This window comes from Oceanobacillus polygoni (assembly GCF_008304605.1).
GTDB classification, from domain to species: Bacteria; Bacillota; Bacilli; order Bacillales; family Amphibacillaceae; genus Oceanobacillus; species Oceanobacillus polygoni.
This window is the reverse complement of sequence record NZ_PIJY01000013.1, coordinates 1-25,811: the sequence shown is the minus strand read 5'-3', so window position 1 is coordinate 25,811 and position 25,811 is coordinate 1. Positions and strand designations below refer to the sequence as shown.

The following is a 25,811-nucleotide window of genomic DNA, read 5'->3' as shown; positions in this document are numbered from 1 at the left end:
TAAGGAATTTTTAATAATTAGCTAATCGTTCATTTAGAATTGTCTTCTATGCTATAGAAAGCTGATTAGAAGGAGGCGTTCTTAATTGAATCGAAGAAAACAAATTGGAAAAAACATTTTTCTTGTATTAGCCATTTTATTTTTAATTGGAGTGATAGCACAAATTTTCCTGGCTGGTTTAGCTATATTTGCAAGTCCAGTCCACTGGATAAAGCACATCACACTCATTCATTTATTTGGATTTAATATCCCATTATTTATGCTTCTGTTTGCATGGATGGGAGCGATGCCGCGTTGGGCTTATGGCGCTGTTTTTGGGCTGCTTACCTCGGTTTTTGCGATGTACTTCACTGGTAACATGGCAGCAAAACTCCCGTGGATTGCCGCATTACATCCAGTTATTGCTATAGTTTTATTTGTTATTGCATTCGTTGTCGTAATCGAAACGGTTAAATTAATCTCAAATAAGAAAGGAGTTAAATAAGATGAAGGTAATGTTAGCTATAATTGTAGGGGTTTTTGGAGGATTTATTTCAGGTGTTGCCCTATCTAGCTTTATTGGTATTGTAGGATTTATGTTATTAAATGAGCCAATTGGTATCAAATACTTACCGTATTTCACAGCGGTTTTAGGTGCAATTTTAGTTCCGCTTTGGTCAAATAAAGGATGAGGAACAGTAGAAAAGACCGCAAAATGATAAGCGGTCTTTGCAGTTAGAAGCATTGAAATGATTGAATCTGGTTCAAATCAATACCGAAATACACCCATCTGAAACCGGTCCATCTAAAGCCTGCAATTGAATTTCTGCCAACAAACGTTGGGTAGAACCAAAAGGCATCTCTTCTTAACCAAATATAGGTGAATCGGAATAAACAGCCGCGAATTCCGCCTGGATCAACAGCAAATGTTTGGAACTGTGATTGTTCTGGTGTGAAGTTTGGCGGTGGAGAGCTAGGTGGTCCAGCTTGCTGTCCGCCACCTCCGCCAGGGAAACCTCCAGGACCTCCGGGACCACCTGGACCTCCAGGAAATCCTCCAGGGCCTCCGGGACCACCTGGACCTCCAGGAAATCCTCCAGGACCACCGGGGCCACCTGGACCTCCAGGGAAACCTCCAGGACCACCTGGGAAACCTCCTGGCCCACCGCCAGGGAATCCACCCGGTCCACCACCTGGACCAGGTCCGAAAATTTGGCCAAGTAAAAACCCTGGAAGATTAAATTGTCTTTCATCATCATCTTGCGGTGGTTGTGGCTGATGCGGATTATAGTGATAATTCATCTATTCTTTCCTCCCTTATCTACTCATAAAAATCGCTCCCTTTACTATATGGGGAATTCGTCTATTGTGGGATTGATTTCAGAAGATTGGGCGGCGAGGTGGTTTTTTAATTATACGGTTATTATAATTATTTAGTGAATTCAAAAAACGTTTTAATGTATTATGGGAGAGGGCGCCTGACATGGATATCATAGGCTGTTAGTAAGCTTTGCAGTTATTGTATTTGTCGTCTATATAATCTCGAGGATATTTCATCATTTTCATAACACCTCAAAAAGGTTAGAAGCAATTGAAAAAAAGCTAAATCAAATCAGTGAATCAATGCCAAAGAAAGACTCTTAGTCAAAAAGTATATGTAAAAGCAAGTTAGAATAGTTGCCTATATATGTGATTGGCATCTATTCTTTTTTGTCTCTTTTAGATTATACATAAAAAAACACTTGTCATGATAATACGATAATGGTAGTATTAAAAGGTTGTCAAGAAATGATGGATATAGCAAACAACAGATCAGGCTTATAAGGATTTGCGCATGAATAATCTTGCTGGATTCTGTAAATATAAACAAGTATGAGCAAAATACATGTTAGTAAAGGAGTTTTTCTATGACGGATCATAACAATCAGCAACAGAAATATGAATACCTTGCTGATAATCCTAATGTGAAGGTAATGCCAATCATGCTTTCTTTAATTATTGGTGCTTTCTTTGCAATATTAAATGAAACTTTATTGAATATAGCGTTAACGACACTGATGGCGGAATTTGGTGTAACACTAACAACGGTGCAGTGGATGGCAACAGGATTCATGTTAATTATGGGAATTATTATCCCTGCATCAGCTGTACTAATGCAGTGGTTTACAACACGTCAGCTATTTTTAAGTACGATGATCATTTTTACAATTGGAACAGCGATAAGTGCACTTGCTCCGAATTTTCCAATATTGCTTGTCGGACGACTTATACAAGCGGTTGGTACAGGGTTATTAATGCCGATTATTTTTAATGTGTTCCTGTTAATTTTCCCGCCACATCGAAGAGGGAAGGTAATGGGGCTAGTAGGTTTAGTTATCATGTTTGCTCCAGCTATTGGACCAACACTGTCTGGGGTAATCGTCGAATATCTAGGATGGCGCTATTTATTTATTTCGGTTATTCCATTTGCACTATTTTCCATTGCATTTGCTTCTAAATATTTAGTAAACGTATCGGAAGTTACGAAGCCCAAAATAGATATCGTATCCCTTATTTTTTCAACAATCGGGTTCGGTGCGATTGTATATGGCTTTAGTTCGGCAGGGGAAAGTGAAGCTGGGTTTTTAGACCCTAAAGTATATTCTGTAATCATCATAGGCTTTATTGCAGTGGCATTGTTTACATGGAGGCAATTAAGACTGGAAGAGCCGCTGATTGATTTGCGTGTATTCAAGTATCCGATGTACACACACGGGGTTCTTATGTTCCTAATCATTATTATGGCAATGTTTGCCTCGGAGATTATATTACCAATTTATATGCAAGGACCCCTAGCTTTAACAGCTGCTACGGCAGGGCTAGTTCTCCTGCCTGGAAGTATTTTAAATGGTGCGATGTCACCAGTAATGGGTGGACTATTTGATAAATTTGGTCCTCGGGTCTTGATGATCCCGGCAACACTTGTTTTATGTGGAACGATGTTTATGATGAGCAGACTAGACTTAAATACACCATTATGGGTGATTATTGTCGGTTATATTTTATTAATGCTATCTGTTTCTGCAATTATGATGCCTGCTGAAACAAATGGATTAAATCAGCTTCCAAAGCATTTATATCCACATGGAACTGCGGTGATGACAACATTGCAGCCTGTTGCAGGAGCAATTGGAGTATCTGTTTTTATTAGTATTATGAATGCAAGACAAAATGGGTTGTTGCAAAATGCCAATAATCCAACAGATCCTACTGCTATCAAAGAAGCGATGGTAGCGGGTGTAGAACTGGTTTATTTCATTGCTTTTGCAATATCCATCGTTGCTGTTATTATGGCATTTTTTGTTTATCGCGCTGTACCGAAAGAAACGGAAGAGCAGCCATTGGAAGAGAGTTAATAGATTGAGGAAAATAAGCTTTCACTCTGAAGGGATTCAGAGTGATGGCTTATTTTTTTATGGATTTTTATAAGTGAATCATCACGTGCTTTACATAGATGGTATATTACTGTATGTTATAAGTGAGTAATCACTCACTTATAACTGGCGAGGTGAAATGGATGCATAATCGAAAATCATGTATCTCGATTCAACATGTGTATAAGAAGTTTGGGAAGCATGAAGTATTAAAGGATATCAATCTTGAAATTGAGGAAGGGGAGATATTCGGACTTCTAGGTCCGTCTGGTGCTGGGAAATCAACCTTAGTAAAAGAATTAGCTGGGCTAGATGTTCCTACATCAGGTGAAAATTATATTTTTGATGAAAAAATGCCAACACTCAAATTGATGCAGCGAATAGGGTATATGGCCCAAGCAGATGCGCTTTACGAAGAACTATCAGCAAACGAAAATTTACATTTCTTTGCAAGCTTATATGGATTGAAAGGCAAAAAGAAAAAGGAAAGAATTAAAAAAGTGATGCAGCTTGTTGACTTATCCGATCATTTAAATAAACTCGTATCCAATTATTCTGGTGGAATGAAAAGAAGATTGTCACTAGCGATTGCACTGCTTCATGAGCCTGAAATGTTAATTTTGGATGAGCCGACTGTTGGGATTGATCCTGTTTTAAGAAAAAGTATTTGGGATGCTTTTTATGATTTGAATAAGAAAGGGACAACAATAATCGTTACAACCCATGTAATGGATGAAGCCGAAAAATGTGATCGGTTGGGACTCATGAGAGATGGAACATTGATCGCTGTCGGCACACCAGAAGCGTTGCGGAAAGAGACAAATTCAGAAAGTATTGAACAAGCCTTTCTTGTTTATGGAGGTGCAACATCATGAGAGTAATTGCATTAACAAAAAGAATTTTACAGCAGCTAATACGGGATAAGCGGACATTAGGCTTGCTTATCTTTGCGCCAATTTTAGTTCTAACAATGCTTCATCTTGTTTTTAATGGCGATGACTATGTACCGAAAGTGGGATTAGTAGAGATTCCAGAAACTATGGTTGACCAAATTGATAAGGCAGATGCTGAAGTAACCCTATATACGAATGAAAATGATGCGCAGCAAGCTGTCCGCTCTGGAGAAGTTGATGGTTATATTATACTTGATGATGCCACCACACCAGCTGTCTTTCTTGAAGGTAGTGACCCAAGTGTGAATAGCACAACATTGAGATGGTTTGAATCAGCATTTGGTTCACTGCAGCAGGGTGAAAGTGCTGGACAGCTTGAAATGGATTATTTATACGGTTCGAGGGATATGGGATCATTTGATTATTTTGGACCAGTATTGCTCGGGTTCTTTGTATTTTTCTTTGTCTTTATTATTGCTGGCGTGTCCTTTATTCGTGAGCGGACAACAGGGACGTTGGAGCGGCTGCTCTCTACACCATTGCGTAAATGGGAAATTGTGATGGGATATGTATTTGGATTTGGAATCTTTACGGTCATTCAATCAACGATTATTGCATGGTACGCTATTTATGTATTGGATATGATGATGGTAGGAGCATTTGTTTATGTGCTTTTAATTACATTGTCACTTGCTCTAACAGCACTAACTTTAGGCATACTCATTTCATCATTTGCGAATAATGAATTGCAAATGATTCAATTCATACCAATCGTTGTTATTCCGCAAATATTCTTTTCGGGGTTATTTAATTTAGAAACGATTTCCGACTGGTTAAGCTGGGTTGGTCCGTTTACTCCACTATATTATGCGGCAGATGCACTACGGGATGTTATGGTAAGGGGTCATGGCTGGAGCGAGATTTATGTTAATCTTATTGTTCTGTTTGGCTTTTCATTACTATTCATGTTATTAAATGGCTTGGCACTCCGTAAGTATCGGAAAATATAACTTAGGCTTTTCGTTGCGCCTTGTGACACTTATTCGATATGATGTTATATAGAAATGTTTAACTTGATAAGAGGCGAAATTTGATGACAAATAATGAAACGAAATTAACAAAAAAACAAATAGCGATATTAGAGGCGGCGACAGATTTATTCGCAGAAAAAGGTTATGCGGGAACTTCTACGAGTGAAATTGCGAATAAAGCGAATGTTGCAGAAGGGACGATTTTTAAACATTTTAAATCCAAAAAGGGACTGTTATTATCGATTGTCTCACCGATGATGGTAAAGCTAATTGCTCCAATGGTGAAAAATGATATGAACAAGGTTCTTGATCAGGATTTTGAACGTTTTCAAGACTTTATTCGAGCAATGATTGAGAATAGAAAAGTATTTATCAAAAAAAACTTACCCCTGTTACGAATACTAATTCAGGAAATTCCTTTTCACCCAGAGTTAAAGGAACAGTTTATTGAGCATATTGGCAAAGATATTTTTGCTAGACTTAGACAGATTGTCGAACATTATCAGGCTAAGGGGCAACTCATTCAAACCCATCCAGATACAATTATCCGAATCGTTGCCTCGTCTATTTTTTCTTATATTATTGCACGGTATGTTATTGTCCCTGAGGGGGATTGGAACGATGAAGAAGAGGTTGAACGAATTATTCAAGTTCTGGAGAATGGGATTGTGGCAAGAGAATAGATAGAAAGTTATTTCAAAAGATCCTTTTCTATGGATAAACGTAGAAAAGGATTTTTTATAATCTATAACACAAGGTTCAAGACTGATTGCAGAATCCCATAGAAACAACCAATTATTAACTAAAAATAAACTTTTAACTCGACGCTAAATCGATGAACTATACTGGAGTTAGAGAAGAGGGGGACCTATGGTAGAACAAAGCAAAATACTTATCGTAGAAGATGATTATGAAATTGCCCGGATTATGAGAGACCACCTGAATAGGGAAGGGTTTCAAGTAACCTGGGCGTCGACAGGAGTGGAGGGCTGGGAAGATTTTAAAGCGGATAACTATTCCTTAGTACTTGTAGATCTCATGATGCCAGAGATGGATGGTTTTACACTGTGTGAAAGGATTCGATTAGAAAGTGATGTACCGTTATTAATTGTTAGCGCTAAAAATGAAGATGAAAGTAAGATACTTGGATTAGATCTTGGCGCAGATGATTATTTAACAAAGCCATTTAGTTTGAAGGAGCTAACTGCTCGGGTTCATTCCCATCTTAGAAGATATCAACGCTATACAAAGAAACATTATAATGAGCAAATCTTTCATTATAAACATGGCTTATCCATTGATTTCTTAAATGAAGCTGTGTTTTTAGATGAGGAGCTTCTATTATTAACTGCTAAAGAACAGGATATTTTATTTTTGCTTGCTAAGAATCCATTTATTACGTTTGAAAAAGAAAAAATTTATGAACATGTATGGCAACTAATGAATGTAGATGGCAACAATACGGTAACGGTTCATATAAAAAGCCTTCGTGCAAAGCTAAAGGATACTGGAAGGCAAGCAAAATTTGTCCAGACCGTTTGGGGTGTTGGGTATCGTTTTATCGGAGAACAATTGGGATGAAGATTAAAAATTGGCTTATGATAAGTTATTTGCTCGTTATGCTGTTGCCGATTGCTGCTATTTATTTACTCTATATTAGTCTAAGCGCTTATGATCAAGAGCAGGATTTAATGGAATATCTAACTTTTCAAAATGCCGTTACAAATCTGGAAAGCGAGTTAAAGGATGTATCCTTATATAAAGTTCAGTCTGACGAAAACTACCAGCATTTGCGTAGTCTGGCAGATGATAATCTCAAGATCGATTTATATCGTTATGATGGCGTTCAGTTGTTTTCTACGATAACTACACCGGGAGAATCTCATTTTTTAAACTGGAATCGAGAGAAATTGTTTCAGAATTTAAATGAATATCAAAAAAAAGCGCGAACTTATTCGTTGAAAAAGCCAGTATTTGATGATGCGAGCCAGCTAGTTGGTTTATATGAAATTACTTTGGGTAGAAAAGCGTGGGTAGAGACATCCAATCAACGTACGACGGTGATGTTTATATTATTGGGTATCTTTTTCGTTGCACTCTATTCAGTGGTAATGCTCTCTATCAACCGTAAGTTGAATCGGCCTTTGAATCAGTTACAAAGGCATATGAAAGCATTTGCGGCAGGGAAGGAAATGGACCAGAAACTGGTTCAATCGAAAGATGAGATTGGAGTAGTTATCACGCATTTTGAGCAAATGAAAGCTCAAATAGTAGAAACAAGAGATGCACTTGCCAAGCAACAACAAGAGAAAGAATATATGGTTGCCTCCTTGTCTCATGATTTAAAAACACCATTAACCGTTATTCGAACATACGCAGAGGCTTTGGAAGATCAGCATTTATCAAAAGAAGAACGAGAAGAGTACCAAACAATACTTAATGGTAAATTGGATCACATGAAGCAAATGATTGATGATTTATCGATATTTACTGCGCTTCAGTCAGCTGATAATATGCTCCATATCGTACAAGTAAATGGAGATGAATTTTTTGAAATGTTATTTTCAGGTTATGAAGAACCGTGTTTAAAAAAAGGTATTGCATTAACAACTGAATTAAATATAAGAAATTCCTACATGCTTGATCCGAAACAAATGATTCGACTCGTCGATAATTTAATGGATAACAGTATTCGGTATACACCGAATCACAATCGTATTTGGTTAGCTGCTATTTCATCGAGAGAGACATTGCCTGATTGGGTTTTTCCTGAGTTTGTAGATGACGTGAATGCATGGAGAGAAGATGGAACTGTTATGCTTATTCAGAATGAAGGAAGAGGTATAAAGCATAGTCAGCTAGAAAAGATTTTCCAACCTTTTTATCAGGATGATGTATCTCGTGGAAAAGGGGCAACTTCTGGTCTAGGATTAAGCATTGCAAAAATAATTATGGAAAAACATGATGGAAAAATAACCATTTGGTCAACAGAAAATAAAGGTACATTAATTGCCTGTTGGATAAAGGAGAGGGGAAGATCATGAAGATTACATGGAAAAAATGTTTGATTTTATTTAGTGTTATGACATTAATTTTAGGAGGATGTTCACAAAATATGGAAGTGTCTGCTGAGGAAATTATCCAAAACGCTATCGAATCGGAAAAGGATGTAAATACTTATCAAGGGATATCGGAAATGAAAATGTTTGAAGGAGAAGAGCTGTCTGAACATATCATCTTAGAGGAATATGTTGAGGGGAAAAAAAGAAAGGTTGTTACAAGAGACCAATTACTTGATCAAGAAAGTGTGGCATTAAATGATGGTGAGACAATGCTTATGTATGATAAAGCAAATAACCAGGCAACTGAAATGGATATGACAGAGCTTGCAGACTTTGCAAATATAAGCCCGAAAGAGCAATTCAAAAACATAATAGAAATAATGAATGATTCTCATTCCTATGAAGTGGTTGGGGAAGAAAAAGTACTTGATTATGACACGTACCACATTCAGATGAAGGCGAATGAAACGGATAATTTATTTGGTGATATGGAATTATGGGTGGATCAGAAAACATGGTTTATTGTAAAAGTTGTCTCCGAAGTTGGCGATGCTCGAACAGAATTCGCTTATACGGAATTGGATTTTTCACCGAAATTTGCTGAAGATACGTTTACTCTCGATATTCCAGACGATGTTGAAATTGCTAACTTAGAAGAGAGCTTTGCTCCAGATACAGTTACATTGGAGGAAGCGGAAGAAGCACTAGGGCAAGCATTCCTGGTATTTCCAGAGGATGAATTTCTTCTCTCAAGTATGCAAATGTATGATTTCTCAGCTGGATTAGATCGATATGAGCTGGAATTAATGTATAGTTCCAAAGAGGATATTCCGCTGTTTTCGGTGTCTGTGTTTCCTACTCCAGATGACATGCCAGTTGAAAAAGCAGATTTAGAAGTACGAGGAAACGATGCGGAGTATGAAGAGTTAATTAATAGCATTCTTTGGGATGAAGATGGTTTACGTTATTCGATCGTAATAGCAAATCCAGATATAGAACAAGAAGAAGTTGTGAAGTGGGCTGAAAATATGATTTTAAGTTCGGAGAAGTAATTTGTAATCGAAAGAGTAAAGACGTTTTAGTACTTTGCTAGTATGGGGAGCAATGATGCGGAGGTTGTAGAATGAGGGAAATCGGGATACGGGCTATTAAACAGCTGAAAAAAGGAGATTATGGTGCTTTCAAAAAGGTTGTTGACCACTATCATCAAGCAGTCTATCACATATGTTACATGATTCTAGGGGACAACAAAAACGCTGAGGAGCTAGCGAAAGATACTTTTCTACATGTTTTTAATGATCGTGATAATTGCCAAGCAATCGATAAAAAGTTCTCGTTGTGGTTGTTTCAACAAACGATTGACCTGGCGCAAAAAAGATTTGGGATGAATTGGTGTACTATCTTTAGCGAATTTCCAGAGGAAGATCTTAAAATTCTGTTCATGCACGTTTCACTAAAAGAAAGATTAGCCCTAACCCTAAGATCTAGGAACCAATTATCCGTTGATGAAATTAGTAAAGTTCTGGAAACCCCAAACACTGAGATCGTATCCTATATTTGGCAAGGAAGAGAAAAAATACGCAAGCTGATGCGTTAATGATCTGTTAGAAAAACACCAGTTTCGTGAAATGAATCGGGACTGGTGTTTTTGGTGACTTTAAAACAATATAAAAACCTGAAACAGCGGAAGATATTTATGATTGTGCGGTTACTGTAAATGATGAGACATTTATTTTTCAAGCAGTAAATGACACAGGTGAGGATGGTATTTTTCAATATGAGCTCTTTTCCTATAAGCGGTAAAACAGAAGAAGTGAAGCTATTAACCATTCTAAAAGAACATACGCGAAATTCAGTGCTCAACCCTGATGGTAAGACAGTATATTTTATAGTAGATAAAAGTTTGGTAGATCTGAGCCTGACAATTACTTATATAAAAAGGATGTCAACCGTGATTATGTAGAAGAGGTTCCGCTCGATATGAAATAAAAAGGGGATGTTCAGCATCGACTTTATGCTTTTTGTTCTATTTGTAGTGATTGGTTCTTGTTTGTTAATTGGGATGACTTACAATGAACAGAAATGGAGATTGGGGGAATTTGGGGCCTGTTGGCAGTAACTTTTATTCTTGTTGGCCAGGTCATCAAGCTTCAATTAGGCATCCTAGCAGAACGTACTCTAGAAAATTCAGTTAGTGTTGGACAATGGGTAGACCTTTAGCAGTTTACTTAATCGGAATGATAAATTATCGTTGGAATAAAGCTGCGTGGAAATATCAATCATGGCTGAGATGGGTGCTAATTGGTTTAGTTTCGTTTACGCATGGGGCGGTTTGTTCGTATTATTTATTGTTGCGTTTTCTTATTTTCCGTTCGCGCCATAGACAGATTGTGATGGGGGATTATATAGAAGTAAAAGTGTTAACTTGATAGTTAGTTTACTAGTTAAAGGATATCCCAGTAGTTAAACTTCTGGGATATCCTCTCCTGCTTGATTCAAAAGCATCTAAATCTCCTCAATAGCCACAGCTATATCCTCTGCCTGTGTAACCACAGAGATAAATGAAACTCCATCGGCACCAGCTTGAAGGACTGAGCTCGCATTCATGGTGTTAATCCCACCGATTCCGACAATTGGCAGCGTTGGAAATTGGGTGCGTAATGTCTGAATCCATTCCAAACCAACAGCCGCTTTCGCATCTGTTTTTGTTGTTGTAGAGAAAATTGGACCAGCACCAATGTAATCAACGAGATCTAGTGGGCTTCTTTCAACTTCGTCCATATTAGATACGGAGAGCCCGATAATTTTAGTTGGAAAAGCCAGGCGTAATTCCTCTACCGATTGATCATCCTGACCAACATGAATACCGTCTGCGTCAAGTAATTCAACAAGCTCGACATCGTCATTTACAATAAACGGAATTTGGTACTGTTTGCAAATGGCTCGTAACTGCTTACCTAATTCCAGTTTCGCATTGGAAGTCAAGGATGCAGGTCCCTTTTCGCGGTACTGAAACGCTGTGATTCCAGCTTTGGCTGCAGCTTCCAGTATTTCTGCTGGGTCACGATCACAGTTTTGACTACCCATAATAAAATATTTTCGTAAGGATGGCTTAATTGGAAATGACATGTTTATTTTCCCTCCAGTTGTTCGGGTTCTAATGAAAGTGCGTCGATAAATGGAGCTATAAATGTTCCTGACCCATTCACTGACAGACTTGCTGCTGCATGGGAGGCGGCTAATCCGTAAAATCGAACAGCTGTCAATGCTTGGTCTTCAATTGGGGCATCTGTTGTTAAGCAGGCGGTCAGTATGGAACCTAGCAAGCAACCAGCTCCTGTTACTTTAGCTAAAATGGGGTGCCCCGTATGATTCTCCATGTAGGATTTTTCTGTGCAAATAATGTCTGTTTTACCTGTAACAACAGCAGTCGTTTGGTATTCCAGTGCTACGCTACGAGCTATCTCTGCAACATTACCCTCACCAAGGGATTCAACTCCTTTTGTTTGCCAAGGGATATTGACGAGATGTGCTAATTCACCTGCATTTCCTTTGATAGCGGTAGGCTTTACTTCATTTAAAATTTGTTTAACAGCAGCTGTACGAAATGTCGTTGCAGCAACACCTACTGGATCAAGTACAACGGGAATGCCTTTTTCATTTGCCTTTTTACCAGCAAGTATCATTGCATCTAGATCCTTTGCTGTTAAGGTGCCAATGTTGATTAAAAGACCATCCGCAATGGAAGCCATATCCTCTACTTCTTCTTCTGCTTTTGCCATTACAGGAACGCCACCAAAGGCTAACAGTCCATTTGCCGTAAAATTCATTACGACTTGATTCGTTAAATGATGGATTAACGGTGTCTTTCCCCGAACACTTTTAATGATTTGTGGATTCATGTTTAGCTCTTATCCTTTCGTGTTGCCCAGTGATTTGTTGGACCGCTTCCAGATCCAAGGTCGAAGGAATGCTTAATTGCTGCCGTGACAAAATCTTTTCCATTTTTAACAGCGTCATATAAGGACAAACCTTTACTTAAATAAGCAGTGATTGCAGCTGCATATGTACAGCCAGTTCCGTGCGTGTTTTTTGTATCAATCCGCTCTGCTGAGAAGCTGTGTATATTTGAGCCATCATAAAGGAAATCAATTGCTTCCCCTTCTCTGTGTCCGCCTTTGATTAAGGCAGCACTAACACCGAATTCCTTCACAAGTAGCTCGGCAGCTTGTTTCATATCGTCTGTGGTTTCAATCTTCTTTCCGATTAGAAATTCCGCTTCTGGAATATTTGGTGTAACAAGTGTTGTCAGTGGCAGAAGCTGCTTGCGTAAATAATCACGTGCCTCTTCTTCGATTAAAGCATCCCCGCTCGTTGCAACCATAACAGGGTCCATGACATATGGAACTTGAAGTGTTGCTATTTTTTTCTGGATAATTTTCATCATATCTTGATTAGCGATCATTCCGGTTTTCAGAGCGTGGATAGGCATATCGGAAATCACGGAGTCTAGTTGCTGTTCAATTATTTCAAGTGGTACATGGTGAATTGCTTGAACACCTGTTGTATTTTGAGCTACAACCGAAGTAATTACGGACATCCCATAGCTTTGCAGCTCTTGAAATGTTTTTAAATCAGCGTGGATACCTGCTCCGCCGCTTGGATCTGTACCGGCAATTGTAAGTGCACATGCTACTTGTTTCATTGGTTATACACCGTCCTTTTAGAAGATTTCTCACATATAAGTGTTGTTTTTTTTAAAAGCCTTTTATAAATAGTACAATTTAATTACGAATTAAACGTTTACTGGAAACTCTTGATACGATAAATAACCCGATAATAGAACCAGTAATACTACTAACAAGAAATGGTGGGATAAAGGCGAACGCTCCAGCAGAGCTTCCCATAAAGATGTAAGCAAATGGTACAGCGAAAAGTGCACCGAAAAATCCGCTTCCAACGCCTTCACCGATAGCGGCTAGTGATTTCTTGCTGGATTTTTTATAAAGATAACCTGCAAAAAAGGCGCCAATCATCGCACCGGGAAATGCTAATAATGTTCCAAGCCCGAGCATATTGCGAAGCAAGCTAATCATAAAAGCGATAACGACAGCTGGTCCTGGTCCAAGCATAACAGCGGCCATGACATTGATTGCATGCTGGACAGGATAGGCTCTAGCAATTCCGGCGGGAAACCATAATAGTTGAGCGGTGATTGTCCCGATTGCAATAAATACAGCCATAGTAGTTAATAAACGTGTTCGATTCATCATGTACCTCCATTTCTTTTTAGGGAAACCAAAAAAAGCTAGACCCATTTAGGACCTAGCTTGATACGCTTGAAAAATAGTTTGGACATACGCCCGACTACTTCCCTCCGCTGGTATTAACCAGATCAGGTCCATAAGAGTCGGGAAATGATACGTGCTTCCCTCTCAGCCCACGCTTTTTGGGCACCCCTAGTAGTTCAATCCTATATAATTGTGAATACAACTCTAAGCCTAACAAATTTTTTAACTTTTGTCATTATTAACTTGAAAAACGTGGTATAACTAATGTAGTCTGCTAATTATATAATAATGAAGAATACGAATGATTTAATTTTTATAGAAGTGACGTTACACTGCAAGTAGAGTCAATGTGGAAAATATCGTCAAAGTGGATCGGAAGGTACATACGAAAAACTGTGCGGAAGAAAGGCTGATATAATGAAGGTTTTAACGATGGAAAATATAGAAAAACATGAAAAAGATACACAGCTATTTCCTGTCTTTGATTTAGAAATTGCTGCAGGTGAGATTACAGCAATTTATTCAACATTGAACGTTCGAAGTACGCTTTTAAATATGATTATCGGAAAAATACCTATTATAAATGGTGAAATCCGAGTAAAAGGTGTAACCATTATAGAAGATAAACGAGCATTTTTGAATCAACTTGGTATTTGCTTTTTTGAAGAAGGGATGTACGAAAGGCTAACGGTTCATGAGTACTTTATGTTTTTTGGTGGTCTATATAACTTTGAACAAGATTTTGAACAAGTCTTCCAATTAACACAGCTGCAAGGAAAGAAGAACACAAAAATTAGAGATTTAACTTTTTCAGAGATGAAACGGGTGCAATATGGACGTTTGCTTATCCAGTCACCTTCTATATTTATTTTTGAGGAGCCTGATTTGAATGTGGATATGGAAACAAAGCGAGTGCTCATTAATATAACGAGAAGAATACAGGAAGAAGGTAAAAGCATACTTGTGTTAACTGGAAATATGGAGAGTGCTGTTACGGTTGCGGATCGTGTTTATCGTTTAGAAGAAGATGGACTACGTATCATCGAGACGGAAACAGACGAAGATACGGAAGTGAAAGAAGAAATTACAGAAGTAACTCCACCAGAAGAAACAGATAATGAAAAAGAGCTCAAGCCAATTCAATTGAATAAAATCCCAACGAAGGTCAACGACAAAATTGTTTTATTTGATCCACCGGAGATTGATTATATAGAGAGTAATGATGGCCAAGCAAACATTTACATAAAAGGGGAAGCATTTCCAAGCTCGCTCACTTTAACCAATTTAGAAGAGCGTTTGCAGCATTTTGGATTTTTCAGATGTCACCGTTCATATATTGTAAATTTACAAAAGGTTCGCGAAGTTATCACATGGACTCGAAATAGTTATAGTTTGATTTTGGATGATAAGGAAAAGACACAAGTTCCACTGTCCAAAACAAAAATGGCAGAATTAAAAGATCTGCTCGGCCTTAAATAAGCTCCGTTCATCGGAAAAATCGATAAAGCAGGCTTCGTTAACTGGATAATTGACCGTAAAATATGCTCCATTCACCTTGAAAAATACTCTTTTCACAGGAAATATGCTGTTTTCACTTCGTTTTCCATTTATTCTAGAGTCACAAACAAACGTGATCTACGGGGAGGAAAAATTTTGGAAAACATTATTGAAGTGAAATCATTAGCAAAGATTTTTGGTAATAAAGCTGCATTGGAAGATGTAAGTTTTCAAGTGGAAAAAGGGGAAACATTTGGATTTTTAGGACCGAGTGGTTCTGGGAAAACAACAACGATAAAAATTCTTACCGGACAGTTGCTGCAAACATCTGGAGATGCGACCGTATTCAATTTACCGGTAACTTCTTTAAATAAGCCATCCTATAGAAAAAGAATTGGGGTTATTACAGATAATAGCGGGTTGTACCAACGTTTATCGATTTATGACAATCTGAAATTGTATTGTGATCTATATGATGTACCAACAAAACGAATTGATGAAGTGTTAGAGATGGTTAACTTGACCGAGGATACGAAAAAGGTAGTTTCAAAGCTTTCCAAAGGAATGCTTCAGCGCGTTACGTTAGCAAGAGCCTTCCTGCATGAGCCGGAATTGTTGTTTTTAGATGAACCAACGTCTGCTTTAGATCCAGTGAACTCAAAGCATATTCATGATGGACTACGCAAATTGAATGAAAAAGGAACAACCATTTTCTTGACGACACATGATATGAGCGAAGCGGAATCACTATGTAAACGCGTTGCCTTCCTGCATAAAGGTAAAATCCAGTTGCTCGATGAGCCAAAAGTGCTTCGAAGACAATTTTCAGATTCCTCTGTAACCGTTGAATTAAAAGATGGTCGTGAATTAAACTTACCGGGTGGATCAAAAGGTGCGAATGAAATTTATAAGTATTTATCCACCGATCAAGTTGTTTCCATTCATTCAAATGAACCAACACTAGGAGATATTTTTGTAGAAGTAACAGGGAGGGAATTAGTATGACTTTTTCAATGAAACGTGTAATGGCTATTTTTCAAAAGGATATGAAGGACTTATATAAGAACATGTATGTATCGTCAACAATTCTGATGCCGCTCATTTTTGCATTTTTTTATGGCAGAATGGATGACCTTACAGTAGAAGTTCACTTTGTCGTAATTAACTTGACCTTAGCGATTGTTACAGCATTCCTGCAATGTTCGATTATAGCTGAGGAAAAAGAAAAGAACACGTTACGTGGTTTGATGCTTTCGCCAGCAACAATACCGGAAATACTTGGTGGTAAAAGCTTAGTAACCTTTATATTAACTGCTATTACGATTATTCTATGTACGATGTTAACTGGCTATGAGCCAACGAATATTGGAATTATAGCAATTGCAATTGTTATCTCGAGTTTGTTTTATATTGCACTAGGAACATTGATGGGATTAATTTCTAGAACCGTTATCGAAGCTTCTGTACTCATTTTACCAGTTATGTTTATTTTTGGGTTTGGATCAATGTTTGTTCCATTTGCGGAACAATACCCGATTCTTTCTGTTATCGATTATTTACCGAATATCCAACTTGTCGAACTAGCAGCTGCCGTTGAAGCTGGCTCAGGGTTTGGAGATGTATTGGGGAACTTAGGTATCATTGTAGCTTGGGTAATTATCGGAATGATTGCCACTGTCATTGTATTTAAAAAACGAGAGTTGGATGAGTAAGTTTAAATGGTACTGGGGAATTCGTTTCCCCAGTACCATTTATGAATTATAGAACGGCTTATGCTGTTTGTTTTACTTCCTACGTATTCCAATTGAACTTCCGGGTATGGTTTATTTATCTTGGAAGATAGTAGCACAAGGGAATTTTTAGGGGATTGGAAAGTATAAGATCTGCTTGCATTCCGTTCATTTTCAATTCATGGACTCAAACGTACATTATCTACTAAAAATCTACTATTTACAAAAGTATCGTTTTAGTAATATAATAATATAGCAATTTATATTGCTTCGCTTAATCTTATTGTAAGAGCGGGGGACCCAATCATTACGGCGGAATTTCCGCGTGGGGTGAATCCTATTTACGGAGGGGCTTACTTTACTGTTTCCTTAGTCCTAACCCGAAAGCTAACCTCGTCAGCGTTTAACGGAAACAAAAGAGTATATGATAACGTGCGAATTGACACAGCCCGTGTCTTTTTTTGTTGGTCCATTCACGTTTTTAGTCAAATCATCTTTGTTTCCCTTGCCTAGGCACATATATAACTAACAAGAAGGTAGGGTAATCAATGAAGAAATTTAGATTAAGTTTAGCCAATCAAATTTTTATTGGGCTAATTTTAGGTGTTATTGTTGGTGGTATTTTCTACGGAAGTGAAACAGCGCAAAGTATCTTACAACCATTTGGCGATCTGTTCCTTCGTTTAATTAAAATGATTGTTGTTCCAATTGTACTATCTAGTATTATCGTTGCAATTGCTGGTGTTGGAGATTTGAAATCCGTTGGTAAGTTAGGCGGTAAATCGTTAACTTACTTTATTGGTATGACATTTGTTGCGATTGCGGTTGGTTTAATCTCAGCTAACATATTCCAGCCTGGTGCTGGGCTAAATATGGACAGCCTGCAGCAAAGTGATATTTCAGGCTATGTCGAAACAACAGAAGAGCAAGAAGGTAAATCGATTGCGGATACGCTTTTGCATATAGTACCTACAAATCCAGTGCAAGCGATGGTTGAAGGGGACATGCTGGCGATCATCTTCTTTGCAGTTGTATTTGGTCTTGGAATCGCAGCAATTGGAGATAAAGGTAAACCAGTACTTCGTTTCTTCGATGGTACAGCAAATGCTATGTTCTATGTTACAAACCTATTTATGAAGTATGCACCAATTGGTGTATTTGCTTTAATTGGTGTAACGATCTCTAAGTATGGTTTTACATCGTTGATTCCATTAGGAAAGTTAGCCCTTACTGTTTATGGAACGATGATTTTCTTTGTTATTGTTGTATTAGGTTTAATGGCTAAAATCGTTGGATTGAATATCTTTAAATTATTAAAGTTGATTAAAGAAGAATTAATTTTAGCATTTTCCACATCAAGTTCAGAAACCGTGCTTCCAAGAATTATGGACAAGATGGAGCAGGCAGGAAGTCCAAAACACATTGCTACTTTTGTTATCCCAACGGGTTACTCTTTTAACCTAGATGGATCAGTTTTATATCAAGCAATCGCGTCGCTATTTATTGCACAGATGTTTGGTATAGAATTAAGTATTTGGCAGCAAATTACATTAATGTTAGTCTTGATGGTCACTTCTAAAGGTATGGCTGGAGTACCGGGTGTATCCTTTGTCGTGTTACTAGCAACATTTAGCACAATTGGATTACCTGCTGAAGGGTTAGCATTTATTGCTGGTATCGACCGAATTCTTGATATGGGACGTACAGCAGTTAATGTTGTAGGAAACTCATTAGCAGCGCTCGTTATTGCTAAATGGGAAGGTCAATTTAACCCACCAGTTGAAGATCACGAAGAAGTAGTGGATCAAGCGATATAATATATTGGAAAAAGGCACTCACAACGTTATTACATGTTGTGGGTGTTTTTTTCTTATGCAAATTATCATAGATTTGGATGTAAAGGACAATTGCGATGACAACAACAATAGGGGGATTTGCAGACGTCGCGTTCCATCGCGCGCACCTGCTACAAATGCTCTTATTCCATCTAATCTTGCCATATTTGTCATCCTTCTCAGTAATTAAAAAACAACAATTGGAACTTGTAATTCCAATTGTTGTTTTTTAATTTGCATCTATTTTAAAAGAGCAAAGGCAAAATAGAAGCCAATAAAAGTAGTTTTATTACACTGGGATTATTATAAAGATATTGACTATTCAATATTTTTATAATAATATATGAGAACACAGCATACTGTATACAAAAAGGGAGGTGAGAATTATTGTTGGGATTGTGAAACTAACTCTTAAAAGTCAAGTTTATGATTATTTAAAACAACAGATAATTACCGGAAATATTAAGCCTGGAGAAAGACTAATTGAAGAGAAAATTGGGCAAGCATTGGAGGTTAGTCGAAGCCCAATACGGGAAGCGATTCGCATGCTTGAAAAGGATGGTTTTTTACATTTAACAAAAACAGGAGGAGTAAAAGTAGTAAAACCATCGCTTGCTGACTTTCAGTATCTATATGAATGTAGACTTGAAATGGAGTCAGCTGCTGCTTATTATGCTGCTGGTAGACGAACAGAAGAACAATTAGAACAAATCAAAAATGCTATTGATATATATAGTACTGAGTCAATAGTTAGTGATAATTCAGATGTAAAGGTTAGTTTTCACGATATTATTATTGAATCTAGTATGAATCCTTTTCTCATATCTATGCTAAGACAGCTACGTGGCGTGAATAGTTTTTATAGAAAAGCCATTGTTGATACTGCTCCAGAACATATAGGTATAGCCTTGGTTGATCATGGAAAAATATACGACGCAATCGCAGCTCGTGATAAAAAGTTAGCAAGAACTTTAATGAAAAAGCATATTGAAAATGATTATAGTAGATTTGTAGGCTTGCTGAAGGAAAGAATGGAGGAGTAGAATGTCTAAAAATAAACCTCTTGAAGGGATTAAAGTTCTTGAACTCGGTAATATTGTTGCAGCCCCGTTCGCTGGAAAACTCTTCGCTGAATTTGGAGCTGAAGTAATCAAAGTTGAAGAACCTACTAATGGTGATCCATTAAGAAATTGGCGTGTGATGCACAAAGATACATCCGTTTGGTGGCATGTGCAGGCTCGTAATAAAAAATCAATTACAGTGAACATGAGAAAAGAAAAAGGGCAAGAAATTATCAAAAGTTTGGTAAAAGATGTTGATGTAGTGTTGGAGAACTTTAAGCCAGGTACTATAGAAAGATGGGGGCTAGGTTACAATGTATTAAAAAAAATTAACCCATCGATTATATTAACAAGAATATCTGGTTATGGGCAGACTGGACCTTACAGGGAGAAAGCTGGATTTGGAAGTGTTGCTGAAGCAGTTGGTGGTTTACGATACTTAACGGGATATCCAGAATTGCCACCTGTTCGTGTAGGAATTGCGATAGGAGATATGGTTGCGGGGCTTTATGCTGTAATTGGAACATTAATGGCACTAAGATCAAGAGAACACGATAAAAACAAATTAGGACAAGAAGTGGATGTAGCACTATATGAATCCGTGTTTAGTTTACTCGAAGGTATGCTTCCAGAGTATGACTTGACTGGTACGATACGTGAAAGAACAGGAAGTACATTGCCAGGAGTTGCACCATCAAACTCCTACAAATGTTCAAATGGGTCATATATTGTAATTGGTGGAAATGGGGACAGCATCTTCCAACGTTTAATGGTAGCAATTGATAGAGAAGATCTTGCTAATAACCCGGAGTATGCAACAAATCAGGGAAGGGTTAAGAATGTTGAATTTATTGATGGAGTCATTCAATCTTGGGCAAGTAAACATACAATTGAAGAAGTTCAACTTATTCTTGATGAAGCATCTGTTCCAGCAAGCCCAATTTACAGTATTAAAGATATTATGAATGATGAACATTATAAGGCTCGTGAAATGATTCAAGAAATTGAATTAGATGATGGAATGAGACTTGTCACACCTGGGATTGTACCTAAATTATCCCAAACACCTGGGAAGATTGAATGGAATGGTCCAAAGTTAGGAGAACATAATGAAGAAATTTACAAAGAATTTTTGGATTTTTCCTACAATGATTTCAAAAAGCTAAAAGAGGAAGGAGTTATCTGATGCGAGAAGTCACGATTATAGACGTTAGTCCTCGCGATGGGTTACAAATCGAACCAAACATTATTTCTACAAATGACAAAGTTGAACTGATTAATAGATTGGTAGCATCTGGAATAGAAAAAATAGAAGCAACTTCATTCGTTCATCCAGCTAAAGTTCCTCAAATGGCAGACGCATCTGAAGTTCTAAATGAAATCGTTTCCAAAAATGATATAAAACCAGTTGTTTTGATACCTAATATGAAAGGGTTTGAACGAGCAAGTAAGCATCAAGTGGTTGAGTTGAATTGGGTAACTTCTGCGACGGAGACATTTAATAAAATAAATATTAATATGAGCACCGAAGAAAATTTCGAAATATTTAAATCGGTGCTTCGAGAAGCAAGATTAGCAGATATTCAAGTTTGTTTTTCCATTGCTGTTAGTTTTGGTTGTCCATATGAAGGGCGCGTTCCAGAAGAGAATGTTCTACAGCTTGTTGAAAGAGCAAAAAAATTAGGTGTAAATAGAATTGGCATTGCAGATACAATAGGTATGGCTACACCAAATGAAGTAGATCGTTTAATTAAAAAAGTGCTAAAAGTAGCTGGAGACAGACCTGTTTCTGTTCATCTGCATGATACCAGAGGATTCGGTGCTGCAAATGCATATGCAGCATACTTGGCTGGGTTACGAATTTTTGAGACTTCCGTAAGTGGTATTGGCGGTTGTCCGTTTGCTCCAGGTTCAGCTGGGAATTTAGCAACCGAAGACCTCGTGTACCTGTTCGAAAGAATGGGGATTAAAACAAATATTAATTTCGAAAAGCTGTTAGATACTGCAGATTTTGCTGCAAAACTTTCTTCAAAAGAACCTTTAGGAAGAGTTCGTCACTTAGATAGAGAACGAACGATCGAGGAGTTGTGCCTATGAATAATATATTTAAAATAGCATTGTTTTCGGTGATATTAGCTTTAGTATTAATTGGATGCGATGATAGTGAATCGGAATCAGTTGAAGCCCAAACTTCTGTAGATGGTTACGAGGAAACTACTATCCGATTAGCTTACAATTTACCGCCAGATCATCATATCTCTCTCGGAGTAGAGGAGTTTGCTAAAAATATAATAGAAAAATCTGACGGTCAAGTGAATGTACAAGTTTATCCCAATGGACAACTTTTGACAGATAAGGATATGAACCAATCCGTTTTAACTGGCGGAATAGAGATGGGGGTAAACTCATCTACGATGTGGGCAGCGACAGTTCCTGCAATGGGGATATTTGATGTTCCTTATATTTTTGATAATTATGAAGAAGCTGGAGAAGCACTGAATGGAGAATTTGGTGATAAGCTTCGTTCTGAGATGGAAGAAAGAGGAGCTAGAGTACTTATGTTTGCGGATTATGGTTATGCACAATTTGCTAACAATGTTAAACCAGTAGAATCTCCAGAAGATTTCCAAGGGCTTAAATTTCGTAGTATGGGAAACCTGCCTTCCGAGTTAATTAAAGCTTATGGAGCATCCCCTGTATTTATGGGAGGTGGAGAAGTATACATGGCACTTCAAAGAAATACGGTTGATGGTGCTACATCTGGAACTACTGCGATGGTACAGCGTAATTATAATGAGGTTGTTAATTATTTGACGGTCAATAATTATGCTTACTTAGAGTTTGTATTAGCGGTAAATAATGAATTTTGGGAAGAACTTCCCGAAAAAACACAAACATTAATTGAAGTAGAAGTTATGAAAACGGAAGAATGGATCCGTCAACAAGCAAAAATAGAAGATGAACGCACGAAAAATGAGCTGGTAGAAAGAGGAATGGAACTATATGAAATATCTGAAGAAGAAATACCAATCTGGAGAGAAGCGGCAATGCCAGTATGGGATGTATTTGTAGATCAGGCTGGTGAGGTAGGTCAGGAATTATTGGATATAGTAAATGTAGAGTAAAGTCCTCTTGAAAGGAGCTAATGTATGAAAAAAACATATGACTTTTTCGATTATTTAATAAAGATAGGAGCTTATATTGCAGGCTTTTTTATTCTATTAACCACAGTTATGATTTTCTTTGAAATAGTTTCAAGAGCGATATTTGGATTACCAACATCATGGACAACTGAATTATCAATCTATGCTATTATTGGAAGTTGTTTTTTAGGTTCAGCATACGCGGTAAGAACATATTCACACATAACAGTTGATTTAGTAATAAATAATGTGAATGATTTTTGGAAAACCATATTAGCATATATATCGAATGCATTAGGTCTTGTGTTCAGTATTATATTTATGGTATATGGATTTATACATGTGTTCAACACATTCAGTCTTGGAGTTACATCTGCATCTTTATTAAGGATACCAATGTTTCTTCCTGAACTCCTACTTCCGTTAGGTGGGGTATTGTTAGTTGCAGCATTTGTATTGCAATTAATTGATGGTGGAGTTCATGAAGGGGGAGATCAACTGTGAGTTTCTTTTTTGCTGGCGGTTTAACAACATTATTATTAATAGGGTTACCTGTTGCTTTTGCATTGGGGCTATTAGCGGTGCTCGCGATGTTCTTCTTTGATGGAGGTACATTTGCCTTTTCAGCAGTACCAATTAAATCTTTTTCGGCTTTAGACGACTTTACTTTAACTGCTTTACCCATGTACGTGCTGATGAGCCAGGTGCTCGTAGTAAGTGGGGTAGGTAGAGATTTATTTGAAATGGCAAGCAGATGGTTTAGACATTTTCCAGGTGGTCTGGCAATCGCTACTGTTTTTTGTTGTACAGTCTTTTCCGCGATTTCTGGTTCAAGTGTAGCAACAGCAGTAACAGTTGGAGCGATTGCTCTTCCTGAAATGATCCGTCGTGGCTATCCTAGAAGATATGTATTAGGGTTATTGGCAGCTGGCGGAACACTGGGGATTTTAATCCCTCCTAGTATACCTATGATTATTTATGGTTCTGTTACCGGCGAATCAGTTGGTAAACTATTTATAGCAGGGGTTGTTCCCGGGATTGTTTTAACATTAGCATTCATGATTTTCTCCTCATACCAAATGAGACATCTAAAAGACAAGCCCGCAACTTGGACAGAGAGATGGGAAGGATCTAGGCAGGCTATTTGGGGCTTGATATTACCAGTAATCATTATTGGTGGTATCTATTCAGGTATATTCACTCCGACAGAAGCTGCAGCAGTAGGTGTAGTCTTTTCGTTTGCAATTGCCTTTTTTGTTTATAAAAACCTCAATATGACTATCCTTAAAAAAATAACTTTATCAACCGTAAAAATAAATGCAATGATTTTGTTTATTATGATTGGTGCAAAGTTGTTAGGGTATATTTTGACAATTCTACAGATACCTCAAATGATTACGCAATTTGCACTATCTATGGATGTGTCGAAATGGGTTGTTTTTATACTTATCAATATTGTATTAATCGTATTAGGTATGTTCTTAGAGACCGTTTCAATTTTAGTAATTACGTTGCCAATTCTTTATCCAATCATAACTGGATTAGGATTCGATCCAATCTGGTTTGCTGTTATAATGGTTATCAATATGGAACTAGCATTAATCTCACCACCAGTTGGTCTTAACTTGTTTGTATTAAAAGGATTAGATAAAAAGAATACAATTAGTACAATTGTTAGAGGGGTTATTCCTTATGCGATAATTATGATCTTATTTATTATTGCACTGTCATTCTTGCCTGAAATAGCAACATTTTTGGTGGATAATGTGGAATGATAATTAGAAGAATAAACAGCAAGTAATGCCACTTACTAAAGTAGGTGGCATTACTTGTGTATTTTATTTTGATTTTATTGGCGTTTTTCCTTCTCTCCATATTTTTTGTTTAATTAAAGCACACTATTGTTTTAGTTGTTATTTTACAATCTCTAATATATTTTTAGTTATATAAGACGATGGTATTCGACAATTTATCACAATTAAACATCGTTTTTATGATATTAACGTGGTAACTTTATATAAGTAAAAATAATAACTCGTCATATAGATATTTTTAGAAAGAGAGTAATAGCTCAAAGGGATTTGCCCCAAAAAACCTATACTAATAATTAAATAGTAAACTGTATCAAAATTAAAAACGCTGTCCCCCTTAATAAGAGTTACAGCGTTTCTATCTTAATGGAGCATAGGGGGCTCGAACCCCTGACCTCTTGCATGCCATGCAAGCACTCTCCCGAACTGGATGGTTTCACTACCATAATAAATATGGCTTCTACAACCTTCTTTTATATTAGAAAACACTCCTCTCATTCTGTAATAGAATAAGCAAGAGTGTTGAGATTTGATCGAGAACTGGGTTGTTTTAATTATTAACTTTGACGTTTAGTCAAGAATGGAGCTGACGGGATTCGAACCCGTGACCCCTTGTCTGCCAGACAAGTATTCTCCCACTGAACTACAGCCCCATGATAAAATTCAAGTAGGTAAAATTCGTAAACCATTTTTATTATATAACTTTGATGGAATTGCATCAAGTTTTTTGTTATGGGATAAGAAAAAGTATAATATTCAAATAATTATTTACTATAAAATCAGATATTACTATAATTTTTAAACTTGATCATGGGGGTGAAAACTTTGAAGGGATATTTTATATTTTTCAGAATACCTTCTTATCCAGCAGATTTAATTTTGGTTTTTTAAAAGAGTTTTGCCTGAAATAGTAGTTCAGTTAGTGTAAACTGAATTTATAAAATGATTAAAAGAATATATGAAGTTTGTGAAAAAAACACTTCAACTAAACCAGCTAATAGTTTGTCAATATTTTTCAATGAAAATTTTAAATTAGTCATGTTATACTAAAATGAGCACGCCAAA

The 25,811-nt window shown here is 37.2% G+C and carries 27 protein-coding genes, 1 tRNA gene and 2 riboswitches; of the genes, 22 read left to right on the top strand and 6 right to left on the bottom strand.

Annotation, left to right across the window (positions count from 1 at the left end):
• Window positions 1-85: 85 nt before the first annotated feature.
• Both F1560_RS04805 and F1560_RS04800 read left to right on the top strand, forming a co-directional pair.
• Complete coding sequence (locus F1560_RS04805; protein ID WP_149473506.1) at window positions 86-484, top strand: DUF6220 domain-containing protein; 399 nt, start codon at window positions 86-88, stop codon at window positions 482-484.
• A 1-nt stretch (window position 485) separates the two neighbouring features.
• On the top strand, window positions 486-671 hold the full coding sequence (locus F1560_RS04800) for a DUF5957 family protein (protein ID WP_149473505.1): 186 nt from the start codon (window positions 486-488) through the stop codon (window positions 669-671).
• Window positions 672-714: 43 nt separating this feature from the next.
• On the opposite strand, the gene F1560_RS22040 is transcribed toward F1560_RS04800, so the two are convergent.
• Window positions 715-1,281: a hypothetical protein gene (locus F1560_RS22040; RefSeq protein ID WP_187773629.1), complete on the bottom strand. Its 567-nt coding sequence runs from the start codon at window positions 1,279-1,281 to the stop codon at window positions 715-717.
• Window positions 1,282-1,886: 605 nt separating this feature from the next.
• Between F1560_RS22040 and F1560_RS04790 the strand changes: the two genes are divergently transcribed.
• From F1560_RS04790 to F1560_RS04750, 9 genes are all read left to right on the top strand, one after another.
• Complete coding sequence (locus F1560_RS04790) at window positions 1,887-3,374, top strand: MDR family MFS transporter (protein ID WP_149473504.1); 1,488 nt, start codon at window positions 1,887-1,889, stop codon at window positions 3,372-3,374.
• A 161-nt stretch (window positions 3,375-3,535) separates the two neighbouring features.
• A complete protein-coding gene (locus F1560_RS04785; RefSeq protein ID WP_149473503.1) occupies window positions 3,536-4,267 on the top strand; it encodes an ABC transporter ATP-binding protein in 732 nt (243 codons plus the stop codon).
• The gene (locus F1560_RS04780) at window positions 4,264-5,295 is read left to right on the top strand and encodes an ABC transporter permease (protein WP_149473502.1); all 1,032 of its coding nucleotides are present in this window, start codon (window positions 4,264-4,266) and stop codon (window positions 5,293-5,295) included. The genes F1560_RS04785 and F1560_RS04780 overlap by 4 nt, the downstream gene beginning before the upstream one ends.
• 83 nt (window positions 5,296-5,378) lie before the next feature.
• Window positions 5,379-5,999 carry a TetR/AcrR family transcriptional regulator gene (locus F1560_RS04775; protein WP_149473501.1) on the top strand — a complete coding sequence of 207 codons (621 nt, stop codon included), beginning with the start codon at window positions 5,379-5,381 and terminating at the stop codon, window positions 5,997-5,999.
• Between the two features lie 187 nt (window positions 6,000-6,186).
• A complete protein-coding gene (locus F1560_RS04770) occupies window positions 6,187-6,897 on the top strand; it encodes a response regulator transcription factor (RefSeq protein ID WP_149473500.1) in 711 nt (236 codons plus the stop codon).
• Window positions 6,894-8,360 (top strand): HAMP domain-containing sensor histidine kinase, encoded by a 1,467-nt coding sequence (locus F1560_RS04765; protein WP_149473499.1) that lies wholly within the window; start codon window positions 6,894-6,896, stop codon window positions 8,358-8,360. The genes F1560_RS04770 and F1560_RS04765 overlap by 4 nt, the downstream gene beginning before the upstream one ends.
• The gene (locus F1560_RS04760; RefSeq protein WP_149473498.1) at window positions 8,357-9,430 is read left to right on the top strand and encodes a LolA family protein; all 1,074 of its coding nucleotides are present in this window, start codon (window positions 8,357-8,359) and stop codon (window positions 9,428-9,430) included. Before F1560_RS04765 ends, F1560_RS04760 begins: the two co-directional genes overlap by 4 nt.
• A gap of 71 nt (window positions 9,431-9,501) precedes the next feature.
• Window positions 9,502-9,975 (top strand): sigma factor, encoded by a 474-nt coding sequence (locus tag F1560_RS04755; protein WP_149473497.1) that lies wholly within the window; start codon window positions 9,502-9,504, stop codon window positions 9,973-9,975.
• Between the two features lie 607 nt (window positions 9,976-10,582).
• A complete protein-coding gene (locus tag F1560_RS04750) occupies window positions 10,583-10,807 on the top strand; it encodes a hypothetical protein (RefSeq protein WP_149473496.1) in 225 nt (74 codons plus the stop codon).
• Between the two features lie 76 nt (window positions 10,808-10,883).
• Here F1560_RS04750 and thiE read toward each other — a convergent pair whose 3' ends face one another.
• From thiE to thiW, 4 genes are all read right to left on the bottom strand, one after another.
• Window positions 10,884-11,507: a thiamine phosphate synthase gene (thiE, locus tag F1560_RS04745; protein ID WP_149473495.1), complete on the bottom strand. Its 624-nt coding sequence runs from the start codon at window positions 11,505-11,507 to the stop codon at window positions 10,884-10,886.
• Window positions 11,508-11,509: 2 nt separating this feature from the next.
• On the bottom strand, window positions 11,510-12,280 hold the full coding sequence (gene thiM, locus F1560_RS04740) for a hydroxyethylthiazole kinase (protein WP_149473494.1): 771 nt from the start codon (window positions 12,278-12,280) through the stop codon (window positions 11,510-11,512).
• A 2-nt stretch (window positions 12,281-12,282) separates the two neighbouring features.
• A complete protein-coding gene (gene thiD / locus F1560_RS04735) occupies window positions 12,283-13,083 on the bottom strand; it encodes a bifunctional hydroxymethylpyrimidine kinase/phosphomethylpyrimidine kinase (RefSeq protein WP_149473493.1) in 801 nt (266 codons plus the stop codon).
• 79 nt (window positions 13,084-13,162) lie between these two features.
• A complete protein-coding gene (gene thiW / locus F1560_RS04730) occupies window positions 13,163-13,648 on the bottom strand; it encodes an energy coupling factor transporter S component ThiW (RefSeq protein WP_149473492.1) in 486 nt (161 codons plus the stop codon).
• A gap of 85 nt (window positions 13,649-13,733) precedes the next feature.
• Window positions 13,734-13,849: riboswitch (TPP riboswitch) on the bottom strand.
• A gap of 252 nt (window positions 13,850-14,101) precedes the next feature.
• Here thiW and F1560_RS04725 point away from each other — a divergent pair.
• The 11 genes from F1560_RS04725 to F1560_RS04680 all read left to right on the top strand — a co-directional run bounded on the left by F1560_RS04725 (window position 14,102) and on the right by F1560_RS04680 (window position 24,710).
• Window positions 14,102-15,148 (top strand): LytTR family transcriptional regulator DNA-binding domain-containing protein, encoded by a 1,047-nt coding sequence (locus tag F1560_RS04725; RefSeq protein ID WP_245347890.1) that lies wholly within the window; start codon window positions 14,102-14,104, stop codon window positions 15,146-15,148.
• A 174-nt stretch (window positions 15,149-15,322) separates the two neighbouring features.
• Complete coding sequence (locus F1560_RS04720; RefSeq protein WP_149473490.1) at window positions 15,323-16,171, top strand: ABC transporter ATP-binding protein; 849 nt, start codon at window positions 15,323-15,325, stop codon at window positions 16,169-16,171.
• Complete coding sequence (locus F1560_RS04715) at window positions 16,168-16,878, top strand: ABC transporter permease (RefSeq protein ID WP_149473489.1); 711 nt, start codon at window positions 16,168-16,170, stop codon at window positions 16,876-16,878. Before F1560_RS04720 ends, F1560_RS04715 begins: the two co-directional genes overlap by 4 nt.
• Window positions 16,879-17,157: 279 nt before the next feature.
• Window positions 17,158-17,313, top strand: a riboswitch (cyclic di-AMP (ydaO/yuaA leader).
• 131 nt (window positions 17,314-17,444) lie between these two features.
• Entirely contained in the window at window positions 17,445-18,713 is a 1,269-nt protein-coding gene (locus tag F1560_RS04710; RefSeq protein ID WP_149473488.1) for a cation:dicarboxylate symporter family transporter, read from the top strand.
• A gap of 95 nt (window positions 18,714-18,808) precedes the next feature.
• Window positions 18,809-18,964, top strand: a complete 156-nt coding sequence (locus tag F1560_RS22035; protein WP_187773628.1) for a hypothetical protein — start codon at window positions 18,809-18,811, stop codon at window positions 18,962-18,964.
• Between the two features lie 144 nt (window positions 18,965-19,108).
• Window positions 19,109-19,774, top strand: a complete 666-nt coding sequence (locus F1560_RS04705) for a GntR family transcriptional regulator (RefSeq protein ID WP_149473487.1) — start codon at window positions 19,109-19,111, stop codon at window positions 19,772-19,774.
• Between the two features lies 1 nt (window position 19,775).
• Window positions 19,776-20,978 (top strand): CaiB/BaiF CoA transferase family protein, encoded by a 1,203-nt coding sequence (locus tag F1560_RS04700; RefSeq protein ID WP_149473486.1) that lies wholly within the window; start codon window positions 19,776-19,778, stop codon window positions 20,976-20,978.
• Window positions 20,978-21,889, top strand: a complete 912-nt coding sequence (locus tag F1560_RS04695; protein ID WP_149473485.1) for a hydroxymethylglutaryl-CoA lyase — start codon at window positions 20,978-20,980, stop codon at window positions 21,887-21,889. The genes F1560_RS04700 and F1560_RS04695 overlap by 1 nt, the downstream gene beginning before the upstream one ends.
• On the top strand, window positions 21,886-22,917 hold the full coding sequence (locus F1560_RS04690; protein ID WP_149473484.1) for a TRAP transporter substrate-binding protein: 1,032 nt from the start codon (window positions 21,886-21,888) through the stop codon (window positions 22,915-22,917). The genes F1560_RS04695 and F1560_RS04690 overlap by 4 nt, the downstream gene beginning before the upstream one ends.
• Window positions 22,918-22,941: 24 nt before the next feature.
• Entirely contained in the window at window positions 22,942-23,439 is a 498-nt protein-coding gene (locus F1560_RS04685; protein WP_149473483.1) for a TRAP transporter small permease, read from the top strand.
• Window positions 23,436-24,710 carry a TRAP transporter large permease gene (locus F1560_RS04680; protein WP_149473482.1) on the top strand — a complete coding sequence of 425 codons (1,275 nt, stop codon included), beginning with the start codon at window positions 23,436-23,438 and terminating at the stop codon, window positions 24,708-24,710. The genes F1560_RS04685 and F1560_RS04680 overlap by 4 nt, the downstream gene beginning before the upstream one ends.
• A gap of 617 nt (window positions 24,711-25,327) precedes the next feature.
• On the opposite strand, the gene F1560_RS04675 is transcribed toward F1560_RS04680, so the two are convergent.
• A tRNA-Ala gene (locus tag F1560_RS04675) sits at window positions 25,328-25,399 on the bottom strand.
• Window positions 25,400-25,811: the final 412 nt, after the last annotated feature.

Bases quoted from the DNA above. Each gene is read 5' to 3' on its own strand.
- thiE (WP_149473495.1), bottom strand. From the start codon at position 11,507: ATGTCATTTCCAATTAAGCCATCCTTACGAAAATATTTTATTATGGGT.
- F1560_RS04700 (WP_149473486.1), top strand. From the start codon at position 19,776: ATGTCTAAAAATAAACCTCTTGAAGGGATTAAAGTTCTTGAACTCGGT.
- thiW (WP_149473492.1), bottom strand. From the start codon at position 13,648: ATGAATCGAACACGTTTATTAACTACTATGGCTGTATTTATTGCAATC.
- F1560_RS04755 (WP_149473497.1), top strand. From the start codon at position 9,502: ATGAGGGAAATCGGGATACGGGCTATTAAACAGCTGAAAAAAGGAGAT.
- F1560_RS22035 (WP_187773628.1), top strand. From the start codon at position 18,809: ATGACAACAACAATAGGGGGATTTGCAGACGTCGCGTTCCATCGCGCG.
- F1560_RS04770 (WP_149473500.1), top strand. From the start codon at position 6,187: ATGGTAGAACAAAGCAAAATACTTATCGTAGAAGATGATTATGAAATT.
- F1560_RS04685 (WP_149473483.1), top strand. From the start codon at position 22,942: ATGAAAAAAACATATGACTTTTTCGATTATTTAATAAAGATAGGAGCT.
- F1560_RS04785 (WP_149473503.1), top strand. From the start codon at position 3,536: ATGCATAATCGAAAATCATGTATCTCGATTCAACATGTGTATAAGAAG.
- F1560_RS04765 (WP_149473499.1), top strand. From the start codon at position 6,894: ATGAAGATTAAAAATTGGCTTATGATAAGTTATTTGCTCGTTATGCTG.
- F1560_RS22040 (WP_187773629.1), bottom strand. From the start codon at position 1,281: ATGAATTATCACTATAATCCGCATCAGCCACAACCACCGCAAGATGAT.
- thiD (WP_149473493.1), bottom strand. From the start codon at position 13,083: ATGAAACAAGTAGCATGTGCACTTACAATTGCCGGTACAGATCCAAGC.
- F1560_RS04775 (WP_149473501.1), top strand. From the start codon at position 5,379: ATGACAAATAATGAAACGAAATTAACAAAAAAACAAATAGCGATATTA.
- F1560_RS04780 (WP_149473502.1), top strand. From the start codon at position 4,264: ATGAGAGTAATTGCATTAACAAAAAGAATTTTACAGCAGCTAATACGG.
- F1560_RS04725 (WP_245347890.1), top strand. From the start codon at position 14,102: ATGGAAAATATAGAAAAACATGAAAAAGATACACAGCTATTTCCTGTC.
- F1560_RS04750 (WP_149473496.1), top strand. From the start codon at position 10,583: ATGGGTAGACCTTTAGCAGTTTACTTAATCGGAATGATAAATTATCGT.
- F1560_RS04710 (WP_149473488.1), top strand. From the start codon at position 17,445: ATGAAGAAATTTAGATTAAGTTTAGCCAATCAAATTTTTATTGGGCTA.
- thiM (WP_149473494.1), bottom strand. From the start codon at position 12,280: ATGAATCCACAAATCATTAAAAGTGTTCGGGGAAAGACACCGTTAATC.
- F1560_RS04715 (WP_149473489.1), top strand. From the start codon at position 16,168: ATGACTTTTTCAATGAAACGTGTAATGGCTATTTTTCAAAAGGATATG.
- F1560_RS04800 (WP_149473505.1), top strand. From the start codon at position 486: ATGAAGGTAATGTTAGCTATAATTGTAGGGGTTTTTGGAGGATTTATT.
- F1560_RS04790 (WP_149473504.1), top strand. From the start codon at position 1,887: ATGACGGATCATAACAATCAGCAACAGAAATATGAATACCTTGCTGAT.
- F1560_RS04690 (WP_149473484.1), top strand. From the start codon at position 21,886: ATGAATAATATATTTAAAATAGCATTGTTTTCGGTGATATTAGCTTTA.
- F1560_RS04760 (WP_149473498.1), top strand. From the start codon at position 8,357: ATGAAGATTACATGGAAAAAATGTTTGATTTTATTTAGTGTTATGACA.
- F1560_RS04695 (WP_149473485.1), top strand. From the start codon at position 20,978: ATGCGAGAAGTCACGATTATAGACGTTAGTCCTCGCGATGGGTTACAA.